21 protein-coding genes and 2 tRNA genes are annotated in these 25,910 nt (G+C 53.3%); 9 read left to right on the plus strand and 14 right to left on the minus strand.

Features of this window, described 5'->3' with window-relative positions; translation table 11 throughout:
- Window position 1: 1 nt before the first annotated feature.
- From hflK to nnr, 8 genes are all read right to left on the minus strand, one after another.
- A complete protein-coding gene (gene hflK, locus OGY06_RS22930) occupies window positions 2–1,255 on the minus strand; it encodes an FtsH protease activity modulator HflK (RefSeq protein WP_063941660.1) in 1,254 nt (417 codons plus the stop codon).
- A gap of 189 nt (window positions 1,256–1,444) precedes the next feature.
- Complete coding sequence (gene hflX / locus OGY06_RS22935; protein ID WP_003830495.1) at window positions 1,445–2,725, minus strand: ribosome rescue GTPase HflX; 1,281 nt, start codon at window positions 2,723–2,725, stop codon at window positions 1,445–1,447.
- Between the two features lie 74 nt (window positions 2,726–2,799).
- Window positions 2,800–3,108 carry an RNA chaperone Hfq gene (gene hfq, locus OGY06_RS22940; RefSeq protein ID WP_003025584.1) on the minus strand — a complete coding sequence of 103 codons (309 nt, stop codon included), beginning with the start codon at window positions 3,106–3,108 and terminating at the stop codon, window positions 2,800–2,802.
- 84 nt (window positions 3,109–3,192) lie between these two features.
- Window positions 3,193–4,143, minus strand: coding sequence for a tRNA (adenosine(37)-N6)-dimethylallyltransferase MiaA (gene miaA / locus OGY06_RS22945; protein ID WP_003830497.1), 951 nt, complete (start codon window positions 4,141–4,143; stop codon window positions 3,193–3,195).
- Window positions 4,136–6,022 (minus strand): DNA mismatch repair endonuclease MutL, encoded by a 1,887-nt coding sequence (mutL, locus tag OGY06_RS22950; RefSeq protein WP_286605979.1) that lies wholly within the window; start codon window positions 6,020–6,022, stop codon window positions 4,136–4,138. The genes miaA and mutL overlap by 8 nt, the downstream gene beginning before the upstream one ends.
- A gap of 9 nt (window positions 6,023–6,031) precedes the next feature.
- Window positions 6,032–7,363 carry an N-acetylmuramoyl-L-alanine amidase AmiB gene (gene amiB / locus OGY06_RS22955; RefSeq protein WP_003830500.1) on the minus strand — a complete coding sequence of 444 codons (1,332 nt, stop codon included), beginning with the start codon at window positions 7,361–7,363 and terminating at the stop codon, window positions 6,032–6,034.
- A gap of 16 nt (window positions 7,364–7,379) precedes the next feature.
- Window positions 7,380–7,841 (minus strand): tRNA (adenosine(37)-N6)-threonylcarbamoyltransferase complex ATPase subunit type 1 TsaE, encoded by a 462-nt coding sequence (tsaE, locus tag OGY06_RS22960; protein ID WP_003830502.1) that lies wholly within the window; start codon window positions 7,839–7,841, stop codon window positions 7,380–7,382.
- On the minus strand, window positions 7,813–9,360 hold the full coding sequence (gene nnr / locus OGY06_RS22965) for a bifunctional ADP-dependent NAD(P)H-hydrate dehydratase/NAD(P)H-hydrate epimerase (protein WP_206160198.1): 1,548 nt from the start codon (window positions 9,358–9,360) through the stop codon (window positions 7,813–7,815). Before nnr ends, tsaE begins: the two co-directional genes overlap by 29 nt.
- On the opposite strand from nnr, the gene queG reads away from it, so the two are divergent.
- A complete protein-coding gene (gene queG, locus OGY06_RS22970) occupies window positions 9,359–10,498 on the plus strand; it encodes a tRNA epoxyqueuosine(34) reductase QueG (RefSeq protein ID WP_286605980.1) in 1,140 nt (379 codons plus the stop codon). The two genes, nnr and queG, sit on opposite strands and share 2 nt — an antisense overlap.
- A gap of 269 nt (window positions 10,499–10,767) precedes the next feature.
- Here queG and OGY06_RS22975 read toward each other — a convergent pair.
- The 3 genes from OGY06_RS22975 to orn all read right to left on the minus strand — a co-directional run bounded on the left by OGY06_RS22975 (window position 10,768) and on the right by orn (window position 11,698).
- A tRNA-Gly gene (locus tag OGY06_RS22975) sits at window positions 10,768–10,843 on the minus strand.
- A gap of 37 nt (window positions 10,844–10,880) precedes the next feature.
- A tRNA-Gly gene (locus OGY06_RS22980) sits at window positions 10,881–10,956 on the minus strand.
- Window positions 10,957–11,152: 196 nt separating this feature from the next.
- Window positions 11,153–11,698: an oligoribonuclease gene (gene orn, locus OGY06_RS22985; protein WP_003830507.1), complete on the minus strand. Its 546-nt coding sequence runs from the start codon at window positions 11,696–11,698 to the stop codon at window positions 11,153–11,155.
- 105 nt (window positions 11,699–11,803) lie between these two features.
- Here orn and rsgA point away from each other — a divergent pair, with 105 nt between their 5' ends.
- The 3 genes from rsgA (at window position 11,804) to mscM (ending at window position 17,249) form a co-directional block, all read left to right on the plus strand.
- Window positions 11,804–12,856 (plus strand): small ribosomal subunit biogenesis GTPase RsgA, encoded by a 1,053-nt coding sequence (gene rsgA, locus OGY06_RS22990; RefSeq protein WP_196776258.1) that lies wholly within the window; start codon window positions 11,804–11,806, stop codon window positions 12,854–12,856.
- A gap of 92 nt (window positions 12,857–12,948) precedes the next feature.
- On the plus strand, window positions 12,949–13,917 hold the full coding sequence (gene asd, locus OGY06_RS22995) for an archaetidylserine decarboxylase (RefSeq protein ID WP_003830511.1): 969 nt from the start codon (window positions 12,949–12,951) through the stop codon (window positions 13,915–13,917).
- 17 nt (window positions 13,918–13,934) lie between these two features.
- Complete coding sequence (gene mscM / locus OGY06_RS23000; RefSeq protein ID WP_193134931.1) at window positions 13,935–17,249, plus strand: miniconductance mechanosensitive channel MscM; 3,315 nt, start codon at window positions 13,935–13,937, stop codon at window positions 17,247–17,249.
- Between the two features lie 94 nt (window positions 17,250–17,343).
- Here mscM and yjeM read toward each other — a convergent pair whose 3' ends face one another.
- Both yjeM and epmA read right to left on the minus strand, forming a co-directional pair.
- Window positions 17,344–18,846, minus strand: a complete 1,503-nt coding sequence (gene yjeM, locus OGY06_RS23005) for a glutamate/gamma-aminobutyrate family transporter YjeM (RefSeq protein WP_240389566.1) — start codon at window positions 18,844–18,846, stop codon at window positions 17,344–17,346.
- Window positions 18,847–19,060: 214 nt separating this feature from the next.
- Window positions 19,061–20,038, minus strand: coding sequence for an elongation factor P--(R)-beta-lysine ligase (gene epmA / locus OGY06_RS23010; protein WP_079939036.1), 978 nt, complete (start codon window positions 20,036–20,038; stop codon window positions 19,061–19,063).
- Between the two features lie 323 nt (window positions 20,039–20,361).
- Between epmA and frdA the strand changes: the two genes are divergently transcribed.
- The 4 genes from frdA to frdD are packed head-to-tail and all read left to right on the plus strand — an operon-like array spanning window position 20,362 to window position 23,652.
- Entirely contained in the window at window positions 20,362–22,152 is a 1,791-nt protein-coding gene (frdA, locus tag OGY06_RS23015) for a fumarate reductase (quinol) flavoprotein subunit (RefSeq protein ID WP_003830519.1), read from the plus strand.
- Window positions 22,145–22,879 carry a fumarate reductase iron-sulfur protein gene (gene frdB, locus OGY06_RS23020; protein ID WP_003025540.1) on the plus strand — a complete coding sequence of 245 codons (735 nt, stop codon included), beginning with the start codon at window positions 22,145–22,147 and terminating at the stop codon, window positions 22,877–22,879. The genes frdA and frdB overlap by 8 nt, the downstream gene beginning before the upstream one ends.
- A 10-nt stretch (window positions 22,880–22,889) precedes the next feature.
- Window positions 22,890–23,285 (plus strand): fumarate reductase subunit FrdC, encoded by a 396-nt coding sequence (frdC, locus tag OGY06_RS23025; RefSeq protein ID WP_003025537.1) that lies wholly within the window; start codon window positions 22,890–22,892, stop codon window positions 23,283–23,285.
- A gap of 10 nt (window positions 23,286–23,295) precedes the next feature.
- On the plus strand, window positions 23,296–23,652 hold the full coding sequence (gene frdD, locus OGY06_RS23030; RefSeq protein ID WP_003025535.1) for a fumarate reductase subunit FrdD: 357 nt from the start codon (window positions 23,296–23,298) through the stop codon (window positions 23,650–23,652).
- 41 nt (window positions 23,653–23,693) lie between these two features.
- Here frdD and ampR read toward each other — a convergent pair whose 3' ends face one another.
- Window positions 23,694–24,569 (minus strand): LysR family transcriptional regulator AmpR, encoded by an 876-nt coding sequence (gene ampR, locus OGY06_RS23035; RefSeq protein WP_003830523.1) that lies wholly within the window; start codon window positions 24,567–24,569, stop codon window positions 23,694–23,696.
- Between the two features lie 131 nt (window positions 24,570–24,700).
- Here ampR and OGY06_RS23040 point away from each other — a divergent pair, with 131 nt between their 5' ends.
- Window positions 24,701–25,846, plus strand: coding sequence for a class C beta-lactamase CMY-25 (locus tag OGY06_RS23040; RefSeq protein ID WP_003830525.1), 1,146 nt, complete (start codon window positions 24,701–24,703; stop codon window positions 25,844–25,846).
- Window positions 25,847–25,910 lie beyond the last annotated feature (64 nt).

Here is a 25,910-nt window from a genome sequence, read left to right on the forward strand (position 1 = left end):
GTTATTCCCCCTGACGCTGGTAGTCGTTACGCTGCGCATTCGCGCGGCGTTGGTCCATAATATCGCCCTGACTGGTGGACGAAGTGTTGCTTGCTCCAGTGCTGGAAGTCGTTGCTGGCGGAAGACGCAGCAGGTTTGAACTGCTGTCAGTCTTTGTTGCTGGCGCACTACCACCTTTCAGCATTTGATCCAGCGGCAGAACCATAAGATTGCTACCTTTATCGTTAACCAGGACTTTGCGGGTATTGCTCAGCACTTTTTCCATGGTTTCGATATACAGACGCTCGCGGGTAATTTGCGGTGCGGCTTTATATTCCGGCAGAATTTTTGCGAAGCGAGCCACTTCACCCTGTGCTTCCAGGATGGTCTGAGTCTTATACGCACGTGCTTCTTCCAGAATACGCTGCGCCTGACCGTTTGCACGCGGCTGAACTTCGTTGGTGTACGCTTCCGCTTCACGGATGTACTGCTGTTCGTTTTCACGTGCTGCGATAGCATCGTCAAACGCGGCTTTTACTTCTTCCGGCGGACGTGCAGCCTGGAAGTTGACGTCCAGCAGGGTGATACCCATGTTGTACGGACGGATCGTTTCTTCCAGTTCACGTTGGGTGTCGCTACGAATAACGGTACGCCCTTCGGTCAGGATACGGTCCATGGTGTATTTACCGATAACCCCACGCAGGGCGCTGTCAGTAGCCTGACGCAGACTGTCATCCGCGCTGGTTACGCTAAACAGGTAACGCTGCGGATCGGTCACGCGGTACTGTACGTTCATTTCGACGCGCACGACGTTTTCGTCAGAAGTCAGCATGACGCCGGATGCGGCAAGTTCACGCACGGCTTCAACGTTGACCGGTGTCACTTCGTCGACAAAGGTCGGTTTCCAGTTCAGACCCGGTTCAACCAAATGGCTGAATTTACCGAAGCGTGTCACCACGCCGCGTTCCGCTTCTTTAATGGTATAGAAACCGCTGGCCGCCCAGATAATGACGATAGCGGCCGCTGCGATAGTAAAGACTCGACCGCCCAGTTGCGGACGCGGGCCTTGCGATGAACTACCGCCGCCAGAGCCAGTACCTTTACCGCCACCCAGACCACCGAGCTTTTTACTCAGTTTGCGGAAGATATCGTCCAGATCGGGAGGTCCCTGCTCGCGACCACCTTTGTTTCCATTTCCCTCAGGGTTGCCGCCAGGTTTGCTGCTTCCCCAGGGGTCGCGGTCTTGTCCGTTATTACCGGGCTGATTCCACGCCATTTTTGTGCTCCATATTTGTTATGCGATGCTATACCTGCGTCTTTTGCGCTGCCGTTGCGTTGGCTGCGTCCCTCAACGCCAGTCACATAGTTGACTATGCTCCTGGAGATTTCAGGACTTGCCGCCTTCCTGCCGCACAAAATCCACAAGGTATAGAGGCGAAAAAATCTTCAGGCCATATCCGTCAGATCAGACAACATAGTCTTCCAGTGCCGGTTCTTGTTTACAGAGGCGACGCCAGTCTACGATCGGCATACGAACCTGCAGACCTACGCTGCCGTCCTCCTCCATCCACTCTTTTTCTATTGCCTGAAGTTGATAAAACCGGCTTCTCAAACGCCCTTCCTGCGGCGGCAAACGCAACGTATGCTGCGCCACCTCACCGGAAAGTCGCTCAGTCAAAGCCTGAAAAAGTTGTGGTATACCAATCCCCGTTTGCGCTGATACCCAAACGCGAATGGGTTTATTCTCTTCATCTCTGTCGATACGCGGCTCAAAGTCATCCAACATATCGATTTTATTCATCACCAGCAGAGTCGGGATCTCATGCGCATCGATCTCTTCGAGCACCGTATCGACGGCCTCAATGTTTTCCTGCACACGAAAGTCTGCTGCATCAATAACGTGCAGCAGCAATGTCGCCTGACGTGTTTCCTGCAAGGTGGCCTTAAACGCCGCCACCAGGTCGTGCGGTAAATGACGGATAAACCCAACGGTATCCGCCAGCACTGTCTCACCCACGTCCGCAACGTCTATTCTGCGTAGCGTCGGGTCCAGGGTCGCAAACAGCTGATCCGCTGCGTAGACCTGGGCTTCGGTGATCTGGTTGAACAGGGTGGATTTTCCGGCGTTGGTATATCCCACCAGTGATACGGTTGGGACATCCGCTTTCTTGCGCGACTGTCGCCCCTGCTCACGTTGCTTTTCAACTTTTTCCAGGCGCGACTGTATCTGCAAAATGCGATTACGCAGCAAACGACGGTCGGTTTCGAGCTGGGTTTCACCCGGGCCGCGCAAACCAATCCCGCCCTTTTGCCGTTCAAGGTGAGTCCAGCCACGGACCAGACGCGTAGCCATATGGCGCAACTGCGCCAGCTCAACCTGCAACTTACCCTCATGGGTTCGCGCACGCTGGGCAAAAATATCTAAAATGAGACCAGTCCTGTCGATAACAAGACACTGGCACAACTGTTCCAGGTTACGTTCCTGGGCAGGGCTTAGAGCATGATCAAAAATCACCACCGCAGCGCCAGTCGCTTTTACGGCTTCGGCAATTTCGATTGCCTTACCTTCACCAACAAAATACTTCGGGTGCGGTGCTTTACGGCTCCCGGTAATCACCTGCATTGCTTCGACACCGGCGGAAGAAACCAGAGATTCAAACTCCTGGAGGTCTTCCATATCTTTGTCTTGCGAAAAATAGATGTGTACCAGTACCGCCTGCTCACCGGCATCATAACGGTCAAACAAGCGTCAACCCCTTAATATAAATCAACGGGGAACGCAGGATCGCTGGCTCCCCGTATGTAAAACAGCTAATAACCTTATTCGGTTTCTTCGCTGTCCTGTTGCGCAGATGAACCTTGCGCGTTACTACCGTGATGGTAGTTGCTGCCTGTGCCGCCGGTGGCATTATTGCTGTGATGAGAAACCGGACGAGACGGGACAACAGTAGAAATCGCGTGCTTATAAACCATCTGGCTGACCGTGTTTTTCAACAGGATCACGAACTGATCAAAAGACTCGATTTGACCTTGCAGCTTAATACCATTCACCAAATAAATAGAAACTGGAACACGTTCCCGACGCAGTGCGTTCAGGAACGGATCTTGTAAAGATTGCCCCTTAGCCATTCTCTCTTTTCCTTATATGCTTATTTGTACTTTGAACCTTTCGATTCTGAAAAATTGCGCACGATACGTTTCAATTGTACACATTCAGTTCGCGATAGCACCAACAACCTGTAATACTTCGTTTCGCGCCTGGTCAGGCTTTTCACTGTCAAGCCAGTGCACCCCTTCCCAACCACGCAACCAGGTTACCTGTCGCTTCGCCAACTGCCTCGTGGCGCAAACACCTCTATAAACCATTTCATCGTATGAAATTTCACCTTCAATGTATGACCACATCTGGCGATACCCTACACAACGAATGGAAGGCAAATCCGTATGCAAATCTCCACGGGCAAAAAGCGCCCGGACTTCTGCTTCAAAACCTGAAGCTAACATCTGATGAAAACGCTGCTCAATTCGCTGATGGAGCAGTTCACGGCTCGCCGGGGCGATTGCAAACTGATGCACCTGATACGGCAAAGCATCTCCTGACGTTTGCGTCAGCTCCGTTAAAGTTTTACCCGAAATGAAAAAAACTTCCAGTGCCCGGGAAAGTCTTTGCGGATCATTTGGATGAATACGCGCCGCAGCCACGGGATCGATGTCCTGAAGCTGTCGGTGTAACGCGTCCCAACCCTGCTCTGCCGCCTGCTGCTCAATTCTGGCCCTGACTTCCGGGTCCGCCGACGGTAACGGCGACAGTCCTTCAAGCAAGGCTTTGAAATATAACATTGTGCCGCCCACCAGCAACGGGATACGCCCCGCGGCGGTGATGTCGGCCATCTCGACTAACGCATCGCGACGAAAATCCGCAGCGGAGTACGCTTGCGACGGATCGCGGATATCCAACAATCGGTGCGGCGCGGCCTGTAATTCAGCTGCATCAGGCTTGGCTGTACCGATATCCATCCCCTTGTAAATAAGGGCGGAATCAACGCTTATCAACTCTATAGGCAAAACTTTACGCAATTCAATTGCTAATGCCGTTTTACCGGAGGCCGTTGGCCCCATCAAAAAAATCGCCTTTGGCAGGCTCGCCTTACGGGTATCACTCATGTTTCAGGGCATTCATTACCGAATGTAAATCAACAGGTTGTAACAGACCACCCGGCGGTGCCTTCACGAGTTGTGGGCAGAGCCGCTCAACATCCGCTAACAGCGTAATCGCCTGTGCCATGCTCCACTGTGGATGCTCGCTAATCAGGTTACGTGCGATCCACTGTGCAATATTGCCCGGCTCGAATACGGATTGCTGCGCCAGGTAGCCTATCAGTTCAGGAATCAAGATTTGTAAATTTTGTTGGCGTAAGGGTAAAGGCACCGCTCGGATGGTCACATGCTGCACATCCAGCTGAAATTCAATGCCCAACTCAGCCAGTTGGCTCTGTCCTTTTTGCAGTGCCGCTTTTTCATCGGCGGTCACTTTTAAACGTAAAGGGATCAGTAACGGTTGAGCACAAACCGTTCCCTGACCCGGCGTTAACTGCGCCTGACGCAGCCAACGCTCAGCCACCGGTAATGCCAGCAACTGAATATGACCATCGCATTCGAGTAACGCGCAGTCTGCATCAACAATCGTTAGCACCCGGCCAAAGCCCTGACTACTGCCAGTCAGAGGCGTCGATGACGTTTCAGAGACCGGCGTTTTCCGCGTTGGAGCCGGCGTCTGCATCAGTTGCTGATAGATTTCGCCCTGCTGCTTTTGGTATCCGGGTTGAGCATGAGGCCAACTGGCTCCCGCCTGACGGCCACCGCCACTACTACTGCCACCGCTACTGCCACTTCCAGCACCAGCGGATGCTGAGTACCGCGGTGTCGCAGGTTCACGCGCGGGAGCAGGCTCGGCAAAATGGTTGCGTCCAGCAGCTACGCGGTTTTCCGGGATGTGCCTTGGGGCGGGTTCGTCGTTATCAGCCAACGGCAGCGGCGTTTCAAGCTGCTGTTGCAGGACGCTCAACACGCCCTGGTAAATAAAATCGTGCACCAGGCGGGATTGATGGAAACGGACCTCATGTTTAGCTGGGTGTACGTTGACATCCACTTGATGCGGATCGATTTCCAGATACAGCACAAATGCGGGCTGTTGATCGGCTCCCAGCTTATCTTCACAAGCCTGGCGGATAGCATGGTTGATCAGCCGGTCACGCATCATCCGACCATTCACATAGCAGTACTGGATTTCTGCCAGTGCTGCCGTTGTGTGGTTAGGATCGGCCACCCAGCCACGCAATGTTAAATCGCCATGCTGCCATTCGATCGCCAGCGCATGCTCCAGAAATGGCGTGCCGCAAATCGCGCCCAGCCGGCGCTCTTTCTGCCCATCCGCGGCCACTGCCCGGTACTGTCGCACCACTTTGCCGTTGTGCGATAAATTTATCGTCACATCAAAACGTGCCAGCGCAATGCGGCGAATAATCTCGTCGATATGATTAAATTCGGTTTTCTCGGTGCGCATAAATTTGCGCCGCGCCGGGGTGTTGTAGAACAGATCTAGCACCTCCAGCGTGGTTCCCACCGGATGCGCAGCGGGTTTAACTGTGACATCCATGTCACGCCCTTCGGCATACGCCTGCCAGGCTTCGGGTTGTTCTTGCGTACGCGACGTCAGGGTTAAGCGAGACACGGAGCTGATACTGGCCAGCGCTTCGCCGCGAAATCCGAGGCTCACGATGGCTTCAAGATCGTCAAGCGAGGCTATTTTACTGGTGGCATGACGCGCCAACGCCAACGCCAGCTCGTCTTTTTTAATCCCACAGCCGTTGTCACGAATACGGATAAGCTTCGCGCCGCCGCGTTCAATATCGATATCAATGCGCGTCGCACCGGCATCAATGCTGTTTTCCACCAGCTCTTTCACCACTGACGCAGGCCGCTCTACCACCTCGCCTGCGGCAATCTGGTTCGCCAGCTGTGGCGGTAGAACCTGAATCGGCATGGCTAATCCTTAATTTGTTAACGTGTTACCCGGCGATATGGCGCTGGCGGTTTGCGCCGGTGCGCCCTGCGGCCCGGTTTGCATCGGGTGCGCCTGGAAATAGTTACGCAATCCTTTGTAAATCGCCTCAGCCAGCTGCTGCTGGTAATCATCGCTCGCCAGCAGACGTTCTTCGCTGTTGTTACTGATAAAGCCGGTTTCAACCAGCACTGACGGGATATCAGGCGAACGCAGTACGCCGAGGCTAGCGTGTTCCGGGCGACGCTTATGCATCGAACCAATACGTTCTAACTGGCCGATCATGCTGGTCGCCACATCATACCCGACGCGTTGCGAATGACCGAACTGCAGATCCAGTACAGCCTGGCTGAGATAAGGATCGGACTGGCTGTTTGCCAGCACATCGCCCGCGCCGCCCAACAGCTCCGATTGCTTCTCGTGCTGTTCCAGCCAGCCGGCCATCTCACTGTTCGCCCGACGGTTTGACAGCACCCAAACGGAAGCACCTGTGGCATCACGGTTTGGTGCGGCATCCGCGTGAATAGAAACCAGGAAATTGGCGTTTTGTTTACGCGCGACGTCTGAACGCCCCATCACCGAGATAAAGTAATCACCATCACGAGTGAGAACGCCTTTAAACATCGGGTCATCATTGAGCAAACTGCGCAGCTTGCGCGCCACGGCAATCGTGACGTTTTTCTCACGCGTGCCGCCAGGACCAATAGCACCAGGATCCTGTCCACCGTGTCCGGCATCAATGGCAATCACCACTTTATCGCCGTTGCTGGAACTGGCGCGCGCCGCAGGGCGCGTAGAGGTATTGCTGTTAGTCACAGCCGTAGTGCGATCGTTTTCCGCTTTAAATGGATTGCGCGCTGGCTCGACAGGACGTGGGGCAACAATCGGCGCTTCAACACGCTTTGCAACCACGGGAGGTGGAGGCGGCGGCGGTGGCGCATCAGCGTTGATGGTAAACACGACGGTATAATTGCCGCCGTTCTGGCGTTTTACTGCTTCGGCTTTACCGTTCTCTGTTAAATCCACCACCAGTCGCAGAGACTGCGCATCTTTTGGCGTGCCGGAACGGATAGATTTCACCAGATTATTGCCGCTAAACAGCAGCGGTAATCCCTGAATCACTCCGGTTTGTTTAATATCCAGCGCGACGGTTCGTTTCCCGTCCTGCGAAACGGCATATTCAGGATCGCCAATAAAGCTCAGCGTAATCCGCGCCTGTTGATCGCCATTAGATACCTGAAGATCGGAGAGGCTGGCGGCCCCTGCCTGCGCGCACAGCAGGACCAGGGTTGCCATCAGCCAGTTTCTGATGCGATAAATCATCCCGCCACCCTTAAGGTTAATCGGCTAAACGCGCCAGCAATAAATCACCTGATGAGGAGACTGCGCTTACACGCGCCTCTCGACCTTGCGCCTGATATTCAATGTGTATTTCGACGTCCGGGTCTGGCAGTACACCTTTACCTTGTTGCGGCCATTCCACCAGGCAGATGGCATCATTGGCAAAATAATCGCGGATCCCCATAAATTCCAGCTCCTCTGGGTCCGCAAGTCGGTATAAATCGAAGTGATATACCATCATGTTATCGAGTGAATAGGGTTCAACCAGCGTGTAGGTGGGGCTTTTTACATTACCTTTATGACCTAATGCCTGCAGAAATCCCCGGCTGAAGGTGGTTTTACCCGCCCCCAGGTCGCCGTACAAATATATAACCGTCGCGCCGTCACAGGCTTTGGCTACCCGCAGTCCCAGGTCTAAAGTCGCCTGCTCATCAGGTAGTGGAATTACTCGATTCATCATGATAAACGTCAATCACATCAGGGTTAACAATACGCTGTAGCGTGGTAAAGAGATCTGTCGCCAGCATGCCGCGCGTACCAAAACGCGCCGCCAGCACATCCGCCGCCGCTCCGTGCGCAACACATCCCGCACATGCTGCATCATACGGGGTAAGCTTCTGTCCGAGCAATGCGCCAATAATACCGGAAAGTACATCCCCCATTCCGCCGCTGGCCATCCCGGCATTGCCGGTATCAATAATACCCAACTCCGCCTGTTCAGCAGCAACAACCGTACCCGCGCCTTTCAGCACCACAACGCCTCCGTACCGTTTTACCAGACGTTGTGCACAAAGTAAGCGATCGTCTTCAATTTCTGCAATGGAACAACCCAGCAGTCGCGCGGCTTCACCTGGATGCGGCGTGATCACGCGATTGTGACGTTTATCGGGGTTGATTGCCAGCAGGTTCAGCGCATCCGCATCCCAAAGCATCGGTTTGCGAAAATTCTCCACTTTTTGCAGCGCTTTTTTGCCCCACTCCTGCTGACCAAGCCCGGGGCCTATCACCACTACATCCGCCCACGCCAGGCTCTCTTCCAGCGTCTGCGGCGTCAGCGTATCGACCATCAGTTCCGGTCTGGCTGTCAAAATAGGCGCAATGTTTTCACTGCGCGTCAGCACTTTGACCAGCCCGGCGCCTGCACGCAGCGCGGCTTCCCCGGCCATGCGTATTGCGCCTGCCGTTCCGTGGTCACCGCCGATAATCACCAGCCGACCGTGGGAGCCCTTGTGCGAGGTGGGTCGACGCGGCGTTAGCCAGTGCGCAAGCTGTTGAGCATCAAAACGTTGAATTGGCGCATTCTGCCCCGCCAGCCAGTCGTCCAGCCCAAGTGCGTTAACATGCAGACGCCCGGTGACATCGCGCGCTTTACCGGTGAGCAGGCCCGGCTTGAGTGCAATAAAGGTAATGGTATGCGCTGCGTTGATGACCGCGCCCGGCGTCGCTCCCGTCTGCGCCAGCAGGCCGGAGGGAATATCTATCGCCACGGTGGGGGCTGGGTGAGAATTGGCACGTTCAATCAATACTGACAGAGATTCACGCGGTGCGTGTTTTAAGCCAGTGCCTGTCAGCGCGTCGATTATCACGTCCACGTTATCTGGCCAATTGATATCAACCGCGTGAATGACGCCACCCGCGTTAAGCCAGCCATCACGCGCATGCTGCGCCACCTCGGGGAGCGGTTTGTCACTCTCCTGTGCCAGCAACGTGACTTCAAGACCCAACGCTTTGGCAAGTCTTGCTACTACGTAACCATCGCCGCCGTTGTTGCCATGACCACATAGCACCAGCCAGTGCCGGGCGTTCGGATAAGCCTCACGAGTGATCTGAAACGCCGCCTCTCCCGCCCGTTGCATCAGTTCGTAAAGCGTCAGCCCAGAACTGTCTGCCGCCTCTCGCTCCATCCGCCTGATGTCATCGGCGTGCCAGATGGAGTGTGGTATACTTGCGGGGTTTTTCTTCATTGTATGGTCCGTCATGTCAGAGCCCCTCGATCTCAATCAGTTAGCGCAAAATATTAAGCAGTGGGGGCTGGAGCTTGGCTTTCAGCAGGTCGGTATTGCCGATACCGACCTCAGCGAAGCGGAGCCCAAACTGCAGGCCTGGCTGGATAAACAATACCACGGCGAGATGGACTGGATGGCCCGTCACGGCATGATGCGCGCCCGCCCTCACGAATTATTGCCCGGTACGCTACGTGTCATCAGCGTACGTATGAACTATCTTCCTGCCAATGCGGCCTTCGCCAGCACGTTGAAGAACCCTTCGCTGGGTTACGTCAGCCGTTACGCGCTTGGCCGCGACTACCATAAGCTGCTACGTAACCGCTTAAAAAAGCTGGGGGAGATGATTCAACAGCACTGCGTTTCGCTGAATTTTAGACCTTTTGTCGATTCTGCGCCCATTCTTGAGCGTCCGTTAGCGGAAAAAGCCGGGCTTGGCTGGACAGGTAAGCACTCACTTATCCTCAATCGCGAAGCCGGTTCATTTTTCTTCCTCGGGGAATTACTGATCGATTTACCCTTACCGGTCGACCAACCAGCAGAAGAAGGATGCGGGAAATGCGTCGCCTGCATGACCATCTGTCCCACCGGGGCCATCGTTGAACCCTACACGGTGGATGCGCGCCGCTGTATCTCTTATCTCACTATCGAACTGGAAGGCGCGATCCCGGAAGAATTTCGTCCCTTGATGGGGAATCGAATTTACGGCTGCGATGATTGCCAGCTTATTTGCCCGTGGAACCGCTATTCACAGTTGACGACAGAGGATGACTTCAACCCGCGCAAGCAGCTTCATGCTCCGGAGTTAATAGAGCTGTTTAGCTGGAGCGAAGCGTGGTTTTTAAAAGTCACGGAGGGGTCTGCCATTCGTCGTATTGGCCACCTGCGCTGGTTGCGAAATATCACCGTTGCGTTGGGTAATGCTCCCTGGAATGAAGCCATTCTTCGCGCACTGGAAAGTCGCAGAGGTGAGCACCCACTTCTCGACGAACACATAGAGTGGGCGGTTGCTCAACAAATCGAGAAGCGAAATGCCTGCGTAGTTGAGGTGCAGCTACCGCAGAAACAACGTTTGGTCAGGGTCATTGAAAAGGGTCTGCCGCGCGACGCTTAAGTCATCCACAGCTTGTGTATAAAAATAAAAACACATTGATATTCAAGAGGGAAAAAATCGTCAAGTGATCGCATTAACAATTTGAAATGATAATTAAACCAGTAATTTCAAATAGTTAAAATGATACTATTCACCCGGCGAAGTTTTTTGCATTCCAGGAATAATACCCGAACCTGTGGATAAGTCTGTTTACAAGAGTATGTCAATGACGAAACAAAACGTCCCCAACGTGATTATTCGTTGTGGATATTTTTATTGGGGTAAGAATTTGGAGCGGGAAACGAGACTCGAACTCGCGACCCCGACCTTGGCAAGGTCGTGCTCTACCAACTGAGCTATTCCCGCTTGGGTGTGTCTGTGCTTAACAAGCACTTTCAAATTTTGGAGCGGGAAACGAGACTCGAACTCGCGACCCCGACCTTGGCAAGGTCGTGCTCTACCAACTGAGCTATTCCCGCAAATCTGTACTGCTTTTGTTGCTGTCGTAATTCGCATTTCTGCGTCGTTACGGGAGGCGCATTATACGAGAAATCCGTTTAGCTGCAACCCCCCTGAAAGCGTTTTTTTCGAAAATTCGTTCAAGTGATTAATTTACAATCAAGCTGAACAATTTAGCGTCAAAAACCCGGTGACGCAAGCCACCGGAGAACAAAATCAAAGATTAATAAAATGTTCGCGATAGTAAGCAAGCTCTGCAACAGATTCACGAATGTCGTCCATCGCCTGATGTGTTCCCTGCTTGGTGAAGCCCGCAAGGATTTCCGGCTTCCAACGACGCGCCAGTTCTTTGAGCGTGCTGACGTCCAGATAGCGATAATGGAAATACGCCTCCAGCTCCGGCATGTATTTAAACAGGAAACGACGATCCTGACCGATGCTGTTGCCACAGATAGGTGATTTCCCTTGCGGAACCCACTCTTTCAAAAAAGCCAGCGTGGCCAGTTCTGCTTCACGATCGCCCATGGTGCTCGCCTTCACGCGCTCCACCAGCCCGCTACCGGTATGCGTACGTACGTTCCAGTCATCCATTAATGCCAGCTGTTCGTCGGACTGGTGCACCGCAATTGTCGGTCCTTCAGCCAGAATATTCAGGTTGGCATCCGTCACCAGCGTGGCGATCTCAATAATGCGATCGCGCTCGGGATCCAGACCTGTCATCTCCAGATCGATCCAAATCAGGTTGTTTTCATTGGCACTCATGCTATTTTCCACCCTTCAGCGTCACATTCAGTGTGACTACATTGAACTAAAATTGTGTGTATCATAAATGTTTTGCCCATCATGGGCGACCAGGAGCCAGTCCGATTGAGTAAGAATAAACTCTCCAAAGGCCAACAGCGCCGTGTGAACGCCAATCACCAGCGTCGTCTTAAAACGTCCACGGAGAAGCCCGACTACGACGACAACCTGTTTGGCGAAACCGCCGAAGGCATCGTTATCAGCCGTTTTGGCATGCATGCCGACGTAGAGTCTGCTGACGGTGAAATTCACCGTTGCAACATCCGCCGTACAATTCGCTCGCTGGTGACCGGCGATCGCGTAGTCTGGCGCCCGGGTAAAGCGGCAGCTGAAGGCGTGAATGTCAAAGGTATCGTTGAAGCGGTACACGATCGTACCTCGGTACTGACACGACCCGACTTTTACGACGGGGTAAAGCCTATTGCCGCCAACATCGACCAGATCGTTATTGTCTCAGCCATCTTACCCGAGCTGTCACTCAATATTATCGACCGGTATCTGGTAGCCTGCGAAACGCTACACGTTGAACCGATTATCGTGCTGAATAAGATCGATCTGCTGGATGATGAAGGCATGGCCTTCGTTAACGAACAGATGGATATCTATCGCAACATTGGCTATCGGGTGTTGTTGGTATCAAGCCGCACAAAAGACGGCCTAAAACCGCTTGAAGAAGCATTAACCGATCGCATCAGCATTTTTGCCGGTCAATCGGGCGTAGGTAAATCCAGCCTGCTCAATAATCTCCTCGGCCTGCAGGAAGAGATCCTGACCAATGATGTCTCTGACAACTCCGGCCTTGGACAGCACACCACCACGGCCTCTCGCCTGTATCATTTCCCGCACGGCGGCGACGTTATTGACTCCCCTGGCGTGCGTGAGTTTGGACTGTGGCATCTGGAGCCGGAACAAATCACGCATGGCTTTGTCGAATTTCATGACTATCTGGGCCATTGCAAATACCGCGACTGCAAGCATGATACCGATCCAGGCTGCGCTATCCGTGAGGCTGTAGAAAAAGGGGCCATAGCCGAAACCCGGTTTGAAAATTATCACCGCATCCTGGAAAGCATGGCGCAGGTAAAAACGCGTAAAAACTTTTCTGATACAGACAACTGACAACTAAGCTAAGCATCGCTAGAATCGTCCCCCTTTTTTCAGGATCCGGCCCGTATGCCGGATCGGGAACAAATTATGGCCTGGAGGCTACCTTGTTAAACTCATTTAAGCTTTCGCTACAATACATTCTGCCGAAACTATGGCTCACTCGCCTGGCGGGTTGGGGTGCGAGCAAACGAGCGGGATGGCTGACCAAACTGGTTATCGATCTGTTCGTGAAATATTACAAGGTCGATATGAAAGAGGCGCAAAAGCCGGACACCGCCAGCTATCGCACCTTTAACGACTTCTTTGTTCGCCCGCTGCGCGACGATGCTCGCCCGATTAACACCGATCCAAACGTACTGGTCATGCCCGCTGACGGCGTGATCAACCAGTTAGGTAACATCGAAGAAGACAAACTGCTGCAGGCTAAAGGGCACAGCTATACCCTTGAAGCGCTGCTGGCTGGCAACTACCAGATGGCGGATAAATTCCGCAACGGTACGTTTGTAACCACTTACTTGTCTCCACGCGATTACCACCGTGTACACATGCCGTGTAACGGTATCCTGCGTGAAATGATGTACGTGCCGGGCGATCTCTTCTCTGTAAACATCCTGACTGCGCAAAACGTACCGAACCTGTTTGCCCGCAACGAACGTGTAATCTGTCTGTTTGATACCGAATTTGGCCCGATGGTGCAGATTCTGGTCGGCGCGACCATCGTCGGCAGCATTGAAACCACATGGGCTGGCACCATTACCCCACCACGAGAAGGCGTCATCAAGCGCTGGACCTGGCCGGAAGGCGAAAGCGAAGGGTCGGTGGCGCTGTTGAAAGGTCAGGAAATGGGCCGCTTTAAGCTCGGTTCCACCGTCATCAACCTGTTCGCACCTGGCAAAGTTAACCTGGTTGAGCAATTGCAGGATCTGTCCGTGACTAAAATCGGCCAGCCAATGGCCATCTCGACCGAGACTTTCGTGACACCAGAGGCAGAACCGGCCCCGCTGGCGAAAGAAGAGATCGAAGCAGAACACGATGCCAGCCCGCTGGTTGACGACAAAAAAGACGAAAGTTAAACATAGGAATCGCTGCTGTGCGCCTGATTATCACTTTTCTGATGGCCTGGTGCCTCAGCCTGGGGGCGTACGCTGCGACGGCCCCCGATGCCAAACAACTCACCCAGGAACTGGAGCAAGCAAAGGCGGCAAAACCCGCTCAGCCAGAAACCGTTGAGGCGCTCCAGTCCGCGCTGAATGCCCTTGAGGAGCGTAAAGGCTCTCTCGAGCGCGCCCAGCAATACCAGCAAGTTATTGATAACTTCCCCAAGCTGTCCGCAACGTTACGCGCGCAGCTTAGCAACCTGCGTGATGAACCGCGCAATGTGCCAACCGGACTCACTACCGATGCGTTAAACCAGGAGATCCTCCAGGTTAGCAGCCAACTGCTGGAAAAGAGTCGTCAGGCCCAGCAGGAGCAGGATCGCGCCCGGGAAATCGCCGACTCGTTAAGCCAGCTTCCTCAACAGCAAACCGATGCCCGCCGCCAGCTCAATGAGCTTGAGCGACGCATTGGTACCGCCAACGGCAATTCCGCACAGAATCAGGCGATGCAGGCTGAATCCGCCAAACTTAAAGCCCAGGTCGATGAACTGGAGCTGGCGCAGCTTTCTGCCAATAACCGTCAGGAACTGGCGCGTATGCGCTCCGAACTGGCGGAAAAACAGAGTCAACAACTCGACACTTACCTTCAGGCTTTGCGCAATCAACTCAACAGTCAACGTCAGCGTGAAGCTGAGCGAGCGCTGGAAAGCACCGAACTGCTGGCGGAAAACAGCGCGGGACTGCCGGAAGGCATTGTCGACCAGTTCAAGGTGAACCGCGAGCTGTCTCAGGCCTTAAACCAGCAAGCACAGCGTATGGACCTGGTCGCTTCGCAGCAGCGTCAGGCCGCCAGCCAAACACTGCAGGTGCGTCAGGCATTGAATACGCTGCGAGAGCAGTCTCAGTGGCTTGGGGTTTCAAATATGCTGGGAGAAGCGCTGCGAGCGCAGGTATCCCGTCTGCCGGAAATGCCTAAACCTCAGCAGTTGGATACCGAAATGGCGCAGCTTCGCGTACACCGCATGCGCTATGAGGATCTCCTCAACAAACAGCCGCAGCTGCGTCAGATTCATCAGGCCGATGGACAACCGCTGACCGCTGAACAGAGCAGCATCCTCAACGCCCAGCTACGGACCCAGCGTGAGCTGCTGAACTCATTGTTACAGGGTGGCGATACGCTGATCCTTGAGCTGACCAAGCTCAAAGTTTCCAACAGCCAACTGGAAGATGCGCTAAAAGAGGTCAACGAAGCGACGCACCGCTACCTGTTCTGGACGTCAGACGTTAGCCCTATCTCCCTCTCCTGGCCTGTCGACATAGTTCAGGATCTGCGGCGTCTGATTTCATTAGATACGTTTAATCAGTTGGGCCAGGCCAGCATCATGATGCTGACCAGCAAAGAAACGCTGCTACCGCTGTTCGCGGCGTTGGTGCTGGTTGGCTTTAGCCTCTCTTCGCGCAAGCACTTCACCCGTTTCCTTGAACGCTCGTCCGCGCGGGTCGGGAAAGTCACCCAGGACCACTTCTGGCTGACAATACGCACGGTATTCTGGTCAATACTCGTCGCTTCGCCGTTGCCAGTGCTGTGGGCAACGCTCGGTTACGGATTGCAGGAAGCCTGGCCTTATCCGTTGGCTGTCGCGATCGGCGATGGCGTTACCGCCACGGTGCCCATGCTGTGGGCGGTAATGATCTGCGCTACCTTTGCGCGTCCCAACGGTCTGTTTATTGCCCACTTTGGCTGGCCGCGGAACCGCGTCGCGAAAGCTATGCACTATTACCTGATGAGCATTGGGCTGATTGTCCCGCTGATCATGGCGGTGATTATGTTTGATAACCTCAATGACCGGGAATTCTCCGCCTCACTGGGACGTCTGTGCTTTATTCTGATTTGCGGTGCGCTGGCGGTCGTAACCCTGAGCCTGAAACGCGCCGGGATACCGCTGTACCTCGATAAAGAGGGCAACAGCGATAACATGGTTAACAGCATGCTGTGGAATATGCTGATGGGTGCGCCGCTGATTGCCATTCTCGCCGCGGCAGTAGGCTACCTCGCCACGTCACAAGCCCTGCTGGCACGTCTGGAAACGTCTGTAGCGATTTGGTTCTTATTACTGGTGGTGTATCACGTTATCCGCCGCTGGATGCTGATTCAGCGTCGCCGCCTGGCGTTTGACCGCGCCAAGCATCGACGCGCTGAAATGCTGGCGCAGCGCGCGCGAGGCGAAGAAGAACCACCGCATTCCACCAGCCTTGAAGGCGCGATTGACGTTGATGAAAGCGAAGTGGATTTGGATGCTATCAGCGCACAATCGCTGCGCCTGGTGCGTTCTATCCTGATGCTTATCGCCCTGCTCTCGGTCATTGTACTGTGGTCAGAAATTCATTCCGCTTTCGGCTTCCTGGAAAACATCTCGTTGTGGGATGTCACCTCCACGGTTCAGGGCGTGGAAAGCTTAGAACCGATAACGCTGGGCGCAGTGCTTATCGCGATTCTGGTGTTTATCATCACCACCCAGTTAGTACGCAACCTGCCCGCGTTGCTGGAGCTGGCACTACTGCAACATCTTGATTTAACCCCCGGTACCGGTTATGCCATCACCACCATCACCAAGTATCTGCTGATGCTGATTGGCGGTCTGGTTGGCTTCTCGATGATCGGTATTGAATGGTCCAAACTGCAATGGCTGGTGGCGGCTCTCGGTGTCGGTCTGGGCTTTGGTTTGCAGGAGATCTTCGCCAACTTTATTTCCGGCCTGATAATCCTGTTTGAAAAACCAATCCGCATTGGCGACACGGTGACGATTCGCGATCTTACCGGTAGCGTGACGAAGATTAATACCCGTGCCACCACTATCAGCGACTGGGACCGCAAAGAGATCATCGTGCCCAACAAAGCCTTTATCACCGAACAGTTTATCAACTGGTCGTTATCCGATTCCGTTACCCGTGTGGTGTTAACCATCCCGGCACCGTCGGAGGCGAACAGCGAGGAGGTTACGCAGATCCTGCTGACAGCCGCGCAGCGCTGTTCTCTGGTTATCGATAATCCGGCACCTGAAGTCTTTCTGGTTGACCTGCAGCAGGGGATTCAAATCTTCGAACTGCGTATTTATGCCGCAGAGATGGGGCATCGCATGCCGCTGCGCCATGAAATCCACCAACTGATTCTGGCAGGCTTCCGCGAGCACGGTATTGATATGCCGTTCCCTCCGTTCCAGATGCGTCTGGAGAGCCTCGGCGGTAAGCAAACAGGGAGAACATTAAGTTCTGCAGGAAGAGGTAGTCGCCCGGCAGGGAGTTTGTAACGCACAATGCGGGCAAGAAATGCCGGATGGCGACCCGTTGGGTCTAATCCGGCCTACGAAGATGCTACTTTGTAGGCCGGGTTAGGCAGGTCGTTTATTCCACCGCCCACTCAGGCTCGTTGATCGTGCGACGGCTGTAGTTCTGATAAATCGCCATCGCCAGCAGTGAGAAGAAGATCGGACCGCCGGTCATCCACAGTGCGCTGTTCCAGTCTCCGGCTTCAATTACCGGCTGGATGATAGTGAACACGTTGGCAAACGTCACCACCAGCACGACCACTCCCGTTGCCAGCAACGTCGCCGCTCGGGTTTTAAACACAACAAACGGCCTTTCCAGACCCGGATGGGATTTAAAGAACGGAAACGCCAGCGCCAGGAACAGATACGGCAGCGTCATCGAGACGTTCGCCATCAGCGTCAGTTTGTTATAGAACGCTGAAGCCGTATCGCCACCAAATGAAACCAACAGGATAAACAGGCTCACCAGCAGGCACTGTAACCACATTGCCGTCGTCGGCATCCCTACGGCATTCAGTTTGGTCATCGGCGCGGGCCACAACGCCTTCGGCGTGCCCTGAATAATCGCTTTCAGCGGTGAGTAGCTGAGGGTGAAAAAAGCGCCGGTGTAGGCAAGGAACATGGAAAGCCCGGTAATACGTGCAAACCATACGCCCATCACCATTGCGGCATCAGGGGAAAGATGTAGCGCATTACCCAACGTCATTCCGAGGCTTTTCATCAGGATATAGGTAATATTCCCGAGGTTAACTGAGCTATTACTTAATACCTGCTGCCAGTTAGTGCTAACGCCCCATAAAAAGATGGCCAGTGAATAACCAACAGAAATGACAATAGCGGCAAAAACAATGCCTTTAGCAAAGTTCTTTTCTGGTTTTTCTGTTTTATCAACCAGTCCCCCCACAGCTTCAATTCCGCCGTAAGCAAAAATGGCAAACACAACAAATGACAACATTGCCAGTCCGGACTGATATCCGGGATTAGGCGAAGTGATGAAATTAATATCCTGTGCAAAGTGGCCACCAGTTAATAACAAAATAGCGACACTCACTAACAACAGAACTAAATTAAGACACATTACGGCAATTCCACCTACAGCCGTAATACGCGCAATCTTATTAATACCCCGGGATGCCACGCAGGTCACCAGGATCATCCAACCGACGGCGAGCAACCCGACAACCTGCGTAGGCTCAAGCCCTGCAATACGCCAGTGCTGCGTCATGTCTGCGCCAAACAAGAAGGTTGAAAAAGGTACCCAGACTTTCGCCGCAGTGCTTACCATCCATATCACATAAGAAGAAAACCACATAAACGTGCCGATAAACGCATAACGCGGTCCAACGCTATTATTCATCCACGAATAGATTCCCCCCTCTTCTTTCCGATAGGCAGAACCCATTTCCGCCATCATTAAAGCAAATGGAATAAAGAATAATAATGCAGAAAATATATACCACGGTATTGCACTATACCCCATTAAATAGAACGCGGAGGGGCTATTAGCAAAACCGAAAACTGACGTAAATATCATGAGAATGAGACCTATCAGGCTCATCTTTTTTATTGTTTGGGTCATTAAACCATCCCTTACTCTGGCAAGCGTTTAACAAACGCCGCTCACCGGTTGGCACTGCTCTCTTTGCAGAGTTCAGCGATAAAAAAATCAACACAGAATTGATACCTAAACGATATCAAATATCCAGGTGTAAATTGTGGCTATTAGAGGGGAAATGAAAAAATATGCTACAAAGTGGCGATTAAGCCGCCACTTTGTATTGCAGAAGAGTAAGTTATGCGCGATCGACGGTAAATGCGATTACCTCGGCCAGGCTCTCTGCGCCCAGCGCGAGCATCACCAGACGGTCAACACCCAGCGCCACGCCTGAGCAATCCGGCATGCCCACTTTCAGCGCTTCCAGCAGGTTGGTATCGATAGGTTGCTGCGGCAGGCCACGTGCGGCGCGTTTGCGGTTATCCTGTTCAAATCGCTGCTGCTGTTCGCGCGCGTCGGTCAATTCATGGAAACCATTCGCCAGCTCAATACCTTTGTAATAAACCTCGAAACGTTCAGCCACGCGGTGATCTTCGGTACTGATTTGCGCCAGTGATGCCTGGCTGGCCGGGAAATGATACACAAACGTCGGTTTGTCTTTACCAATATGCGGTTCAACGCCCATCGTAAACAGCAGTTGCAGTAAGGTATCCCGGTCTTCTTCGGTATCAGCGATATTGCTGAGATCCAATTTCGCCGCCGCTTCCCGCAGTTGGGTTTTATCCGCAGACAGCGGGTCAATCTCCAGATGGCGCTGAAAGGCCTGCTGGTAAGAAAGGCTTTCCGCAGGCGAACAGTCCAACACCTGCTGGAGCAAATCATCCACTTCATTCATCAGGCGATACATATCGTAATGCGGACGATACCACTCAAGCATGGTGAATTCAGGGTTGTGATGACGCCCCATCTCTTCATTACGGAAGCTGCGGCATAATTGATACACCGGGCCGCACCCTGCCACCAGCAGGCGCTTCATATGGTATTCAGGGCTGGTCATTAAATAGAGATTCATTCCCTGGGAGTGCCCAGGGCCGACGAAACGCGTTTCGAACGGGAACAGATGGATGTCCGTCACCGTTGCCTGACTCATACAAGGGGTCTCAACCTCAAGCACGCCACGATCGGCAAAAAAGCGGCGAATCTCCGCTATAATTGCTGCACGTTTCAACAGATTGGGGATGGACGCGCTCGGCTGCCAGGTTGCCGTTTCGCTCATGGTTGTTTCTCCGATTTAAGACAAGGGCACGAAGTCTACTCGTATCGCGCTAACGAGACAAATTTCGCGCACCAGTAATCAGCACTGGCAATTGGATAAAAAAAGCGACACAGGGTGGTTTAGTAATTAAATTAATCAAATTCAATGATAATTCCCCCCTCTGATACGCTAAAAAAATCGAACACGTCAAATTTCCCGCACATCCCTAAGACTATACTATTGTACCTATAAAGGAGCAGTGGAAACGCGTTCATAACCTGTTTGAAGCCGATGAAGCATCTGATTCAGGCAGGGATGAAATAACAACAATCTGGAGGAATGTCGTGCAAACCTTTCAAGCCGATCTTGCCATTATAGGCGCCGGTGGCGCGGGATTACGTGCTGCAATTGCTGCCGCACAAGCAAATCCCAACGCTAAAATCGCACTGATCTCAAAAGTGTACCCAATGCGCAGCCATACCGTTGCTGCCGAAGGCGGCTCTGCTGCTGTCGCGCAGGATCATGACAGCTTTGACTACCATTTTCACGATACGGTAGCAGGCGGAGACTGGCTGTGTGAGCAGGATGTCGTGGATTACTTTGTCCACCACTGCCCAACTGAAATGACGCAACTGGAACAATGGGGCTGCCCATGGAGCCGTCGTGAAGACGGTAGCGTCAACGTACGTCGCTTCGGCGGCATGAAAATCGAGCGTACCTGGTTTGCCGCGGATAAGACCGGCTTCCACATGCTGCATACGCTGTTCCAAACATCTTTGCAGTTCCCGCAGATTCAGCGCTTTGACGAACACTTCGTTCTGGATATCCTGGTTGACGATGGCCATGCTCGTGGTCTGGTTGCCATGAACATGATGGAAGGCACACTGGTGCAAATCCGTGCTAACGCAGTCGTGATGGCAACGGGTGGCGCAGGTCGCGTTTACCGTTACAACACCAACGGCGGCATCGTAACCGGCGACGGTATGGGCATGGCGCTGAGCCACGGCGTTCCGCTGCGTGATATGGAATTCGTTCAGTATCACCCAACAGGTCTGCCAGGCTCCGGTATCCTGATGACTGAAGGCTGCCGTGGTGAAGGCGGTATTCTGGTTAACAAAAACGGCTACCGTTATCTGCAAGACTACGGCATGGGTCCGGAAACCCCGCTGGGCGAGCCAAAAAACAAATACATGGAACTCGGTCCGCGCGACAAAGTTTCTCAGGCTTTCTGGCACGAATGGCGCAAAGGCAACACCATTTCCACTCCGCGTGGCGATGTGGTTCACCTCGACCTGCGTCACCTCGGCGAGAAAAAACTGCTCGAACGTTTACCGTTCATCTGCGAACTGGCGAAAGCTTACGTGGGTGTCGATCCGGTTAAAGAGCCGATCCCGGTACGTCCGACCGCGCACTACACCATGGGCGGTATCGAAACCGATCAGCACTGTGAAACCCGCATTAAAGGTCTGTTCGCTGTCGGCGAATGTTCCTCTGTTGGTCTGCATGGCGCTAACCGTCTGGGCTCTAACTCCCTGGCTGAACTGGTGGTCTTCGGTCGTATGGCCGGTGAGCAGGCTGCAGAACGCGCTGCAACGGCTGGCGCTGCAAACAGTGCAGCTCTTGATGCACAGGTTGCTGGCGTTGAAAAACGTCTGAAAGATCTGGTTAACCAGGAAGGTAACGAAAACTGGTCTAAGATCCGTGACGAAATGGGCCTGTCCATGGAAGAAGGTTGCGGTATCTACCGTACGCCGGAACTCATGCAGAAAACCGTTGATAAGCTGGCGGAACTGCAGGAACGCTTCAAGCGCGTACGTATCACTGATACCTCCAGCGTCTTCAACACCGACCTGCTGTATACCATCGAACTGGGTCACGGTCTGAACGTTGCTGAATGTATGGCGCACTCTGCTCTGGCGCGTAAAGAATCCCGCGGCGCGCATCAGCGTCTGGATGAAGGCTGCACCGAGCGTGACGATGTGAACTTCCTCAAACACACCCTCGCCTTCCGCGATGCTGACGGCACGACTCGCCTGGAATACAGCGACGTGAAAATCACCACTCTGCCACCGGCTAAACGTGTTTACGGTGGCGAAGCGGAAGCAGCCGATAAGAAGGAGAAGGCGAATGGCTGAGATGAAAAACCTGAAAGTTGAGGTGGTGCGCTATAACCCGGAAACCGATACCGCGCCGCACAGTGCTTTCTACGAAGTTCCTTATGATGAAACCACGTCACTGCTGGATGCGCTGGGCTACATCAAGGATAACCTGGCACCGGACCTGAGCTACCGTTGGTCCTGCCGTATGGCGATCTGCGGCTCCTGCGGCATGATGGTCAACAATGTACCGAAACTGGCGTGCAAAACCTTCCTGCGTGATTACACCAACGGCATGAAGGTTGAAGCGCTGGGCAACTTCCCGATTGAGCGCGATCTGGTCGTCGACATGACGCACTTTATCGAAAGCCTGGAAGCGATCAAACCGTACATTATCGGTAACCCGCGTACACCGGATCAGGGTCCAAACACCCAGACTCCGGCGCAGATGGCGAAGTATCATCAGTTCTCCGGTTGCATCAACTGTGGTCTGTGCTATGCAGCGTGTCCGCAGTTCGGCCTGAACCCTGAGTTCATTGGACCGGCTGCGATTACGCTGGCGCATCGTTACAACGAAGATAGCCGCGACCACGGTAAGAAGGAGCGTATGGCTCAGTTGAACAGCCCGAACGGCGTCTGGACCTGTACTTTCGTGGGCTACTGCTCCGAAGTCTGCCCGAAACACGTCGATCCGGCTGCGGCCATTCAGCAGGGTAAAGTTGAAAGTTCAAAAGACTTTCTTATCGCTACCCTGAAACCACGCTAAGGAGTGCACGATGACGACTAAACGTAAAGCCTATGTGCGGCCAATGACGTCCACCTGGTGGAAAAAGCTGCCATTTTATCGTTTTTACATGCTGCGTGAAGGTACGGCGGTTCCGGCAGTCTGGTTCAGCATTGAACTGATTATCGGCCTGTTTGCACTCAAGCATGGTGCAGAGTCCTGGATGGGCTTTGTCGCCTTTTTGCAAAACCCGGTGGTGGTAATCCTTAACATTATCGCCCTGGCAGCAGCGCTGCTGCATACCAAAACCTGGTTTGAGCTGGCGCCAAAAGCTGCCAACATCATCGTAAAAGACGAAAAAATGGGGCCAGAGCCGATCATCAAAGGTCTCTGGGCAGTTACTGTGGTTGCGACAGTAGTCATACTGTTTGTTGCCCTGTTCTGGTAAGGAGTCCGGAATGATTAATCCAAATCCAAAACGCTCTGACGAACCCGTATTCTGGGGCCTGTTTGGTGCAGGCGGTATGTGGAGCGCAATCATTGCGCCGGTAATGATCCTGCTGGTAGGCATTATGCTGCCGCTGGGCTTTGTTCCTGATGCTTTCAGCTATGAACGCGTACTGGCATTCGCTCAGAGCTTCATCGGACGTGCGTTTCTGTTCCTGATGATCGTTCTGCCGCTGTGGTGTGGTTTACACCGTATGCACCACGCGATGCATGACCTGAAAATCCACGTGCCTGCTGGCAAATGGGTATTCTACGGACTGGCAGCAATCCTGACCGTTGTAACGGCTATTGGTATTCTGACCATCTAAGTACATGCGTTAATAATCAGGCCCGCCATTGGCGGGCCTTTTTATTTGTGCAGCACTCCTGTCAACCAACGGGAAAATTCACGCATCGCGGGTGTCTCCGGACGCGATTGCAAACGCGTTATCCAGTAACTTCCCAAATCAATCTGCGTTAAAAACGGTTGAACGATTCGTTCCCTACTGAGTAAATGCGTGAACATTCTGACTGGCGCAATTGCCACACCGATCCCCGCCTGCGCGGCTTCCAGCATGGTGACGGACGAATCAAACACCACCACGTTGTGCGTCGGTGACGGAGGCGCCTCTCCGGCGGCCTGCATCCAAAGCGTCCATTCATCCCGCCGATACGATCGTAATAACGGAAATTTCAGGATGTCCGCAGGCGTTTGAATCTGCGAAGCCAATGTTGGCGAACACAGTGGAGACATCAGCGCGCTACATAAATATTGCGCGTCGGTATCGTGCCAAGCTCCCCCTCCGTAGCGAATGGTATAATCCAGCCCTTCGGCAGCGGGATCCACGCGGTTATTATGGGTAGAAATATGCAAATCAACATGCGGGTAACTGCGCTTAAAATCGCCCAGTAGAGGAAACAGACACCCAACCGCAAAGGTCCCCACCACGCCAATTTTAAGTTTTTCCTGGGTGTGTTTGGTAGCAAAACGATCCAGCATCCCCGCCATACGATCGAAAGAGTCATTAAGTACAGGTAACAGACTTTCCCCTTCAGTCGTCAACATTAATCCACGAGAACCGCGCACAAAAAGCTGACAATTTAGCTGCTGCTCCAGCGCTTTTACATGCTGACTGATGGCAGAATGCGTCACGTTGAGCTCAATCGCGGCGCGGGTAAAACTGAGATGTCTGGCGGCGGCTTCAAAAGCCCGCAGCGAGTTAAGAGGGATATAGCTACGCGTCATCATCCGGCCTGTTAGAAAAACTTATATCTGCTGCTAAATTTAACCGTTTGTCAACACGGTGCAAATCAAACACACTGATTGCGTCTGACGGGCCCGGACACCTTTTTGCTTTTAATTACGGAACTGATTTCATGATGAAAAAATCGTTATGCTGCGCTCTGCTGCTGACAGCCTCTTTCTCCACATTTGCTGCCGCAAAAACAGAACAACAGATTGCCGATATCGTTAATCGCACCATCACCCCGTTGATGCAGGAGCAGGCTATTCCGGGTATGGCCGTTGCCGTTATCTACCAGGGAAAACCCTATTATTTCACCTGGGGTAAAGCCGATATCGCCAATAACCACCCAGTCACGCAGCAAACGCTGTTTGAGCTAGGATCGGTTAGTAAGACGTTTAACGGCGTGTTGGGCGGCGATGCTATCGCCCGCGGCGAAATTAAGCTCAGCGATCCGGTCACGAAATACTGGCCAGAACTGACAGGCAAACAGTGGCAGGGTATCCGCCTGCTGCACTTAGCCACCTATACGGCAGGCGGCCTACCGCTGCAGATCCCCGATGACGTTACGGATAAAGCCGCATTACTGCATTTTTATCAAAACTGGCAGCCGCAATGGACTCCGGGCGCTAAGCGACTTTACGCTAACTCCAGCATTGGTCTGTTTGGCGCGCTGGCGGTGAAACCCTCAGGAATGAGTTACGAAGAGGCAATGACCAGACGCGTCCTGCAACCATTAAAACTGGCGCATACCTGGATTACGGTTCCGCAGAACGAACAAAAAGATTATGCCTGGGGCTATCGCGAAGGGAAGCCCGTACACGTTTCTCCGGGACAACTTGACGCCGAAGCCTATGGCGTGAAATCCAGCGTTATTGATATGGCCCGCTGGGTTCAGGCCAACATGGATGCCAGCCACGTTCAGGAGAAAACGCTCCAGCAGGGCATTGCGCTTGCGCAGTCTCGATACTGGCGTATTGGCGATATGTACCAGGGATTAGGCTGGGAGATGCTGAACTGGCCGCTGAAAGCTGATTCGATCATCAACGGCAGCGACAGCAAAGTGGCATTGGCAGCGCTTCCCGCCGTTGAGGTAAACCCGCCCGCCCCCGCAGTGAAAGCCTCATGGGTGCATAAAACGGGCTCCACTGGTGGATTTGGCAGCTACGTAGCCTTCGTTCCAGAAAAAAACCTTGGCATCGTGATGCTGGCAAACAAAAGCTATCCTAACCCTGTCCGTGTCGAGGCGGCCTGGCGCATTCTTGAAAAGCTGCAATAACTGACGATGAGGCCCAGGATATTGGGCCTCCTTTCTTTCTCTTTTTTTCCTGTTGTCATCTACA

The sequence above is a fragment of the Citrobacter sp. Cpo147 genome, assembly GCF_030332405.1.
Lineage (GTDB): Bacteria > Pseudomonadota > Gammaproteobacteria > Enterobacterales > Enterobacteriaceae > Citrobacter > Citrobacter portucalensis.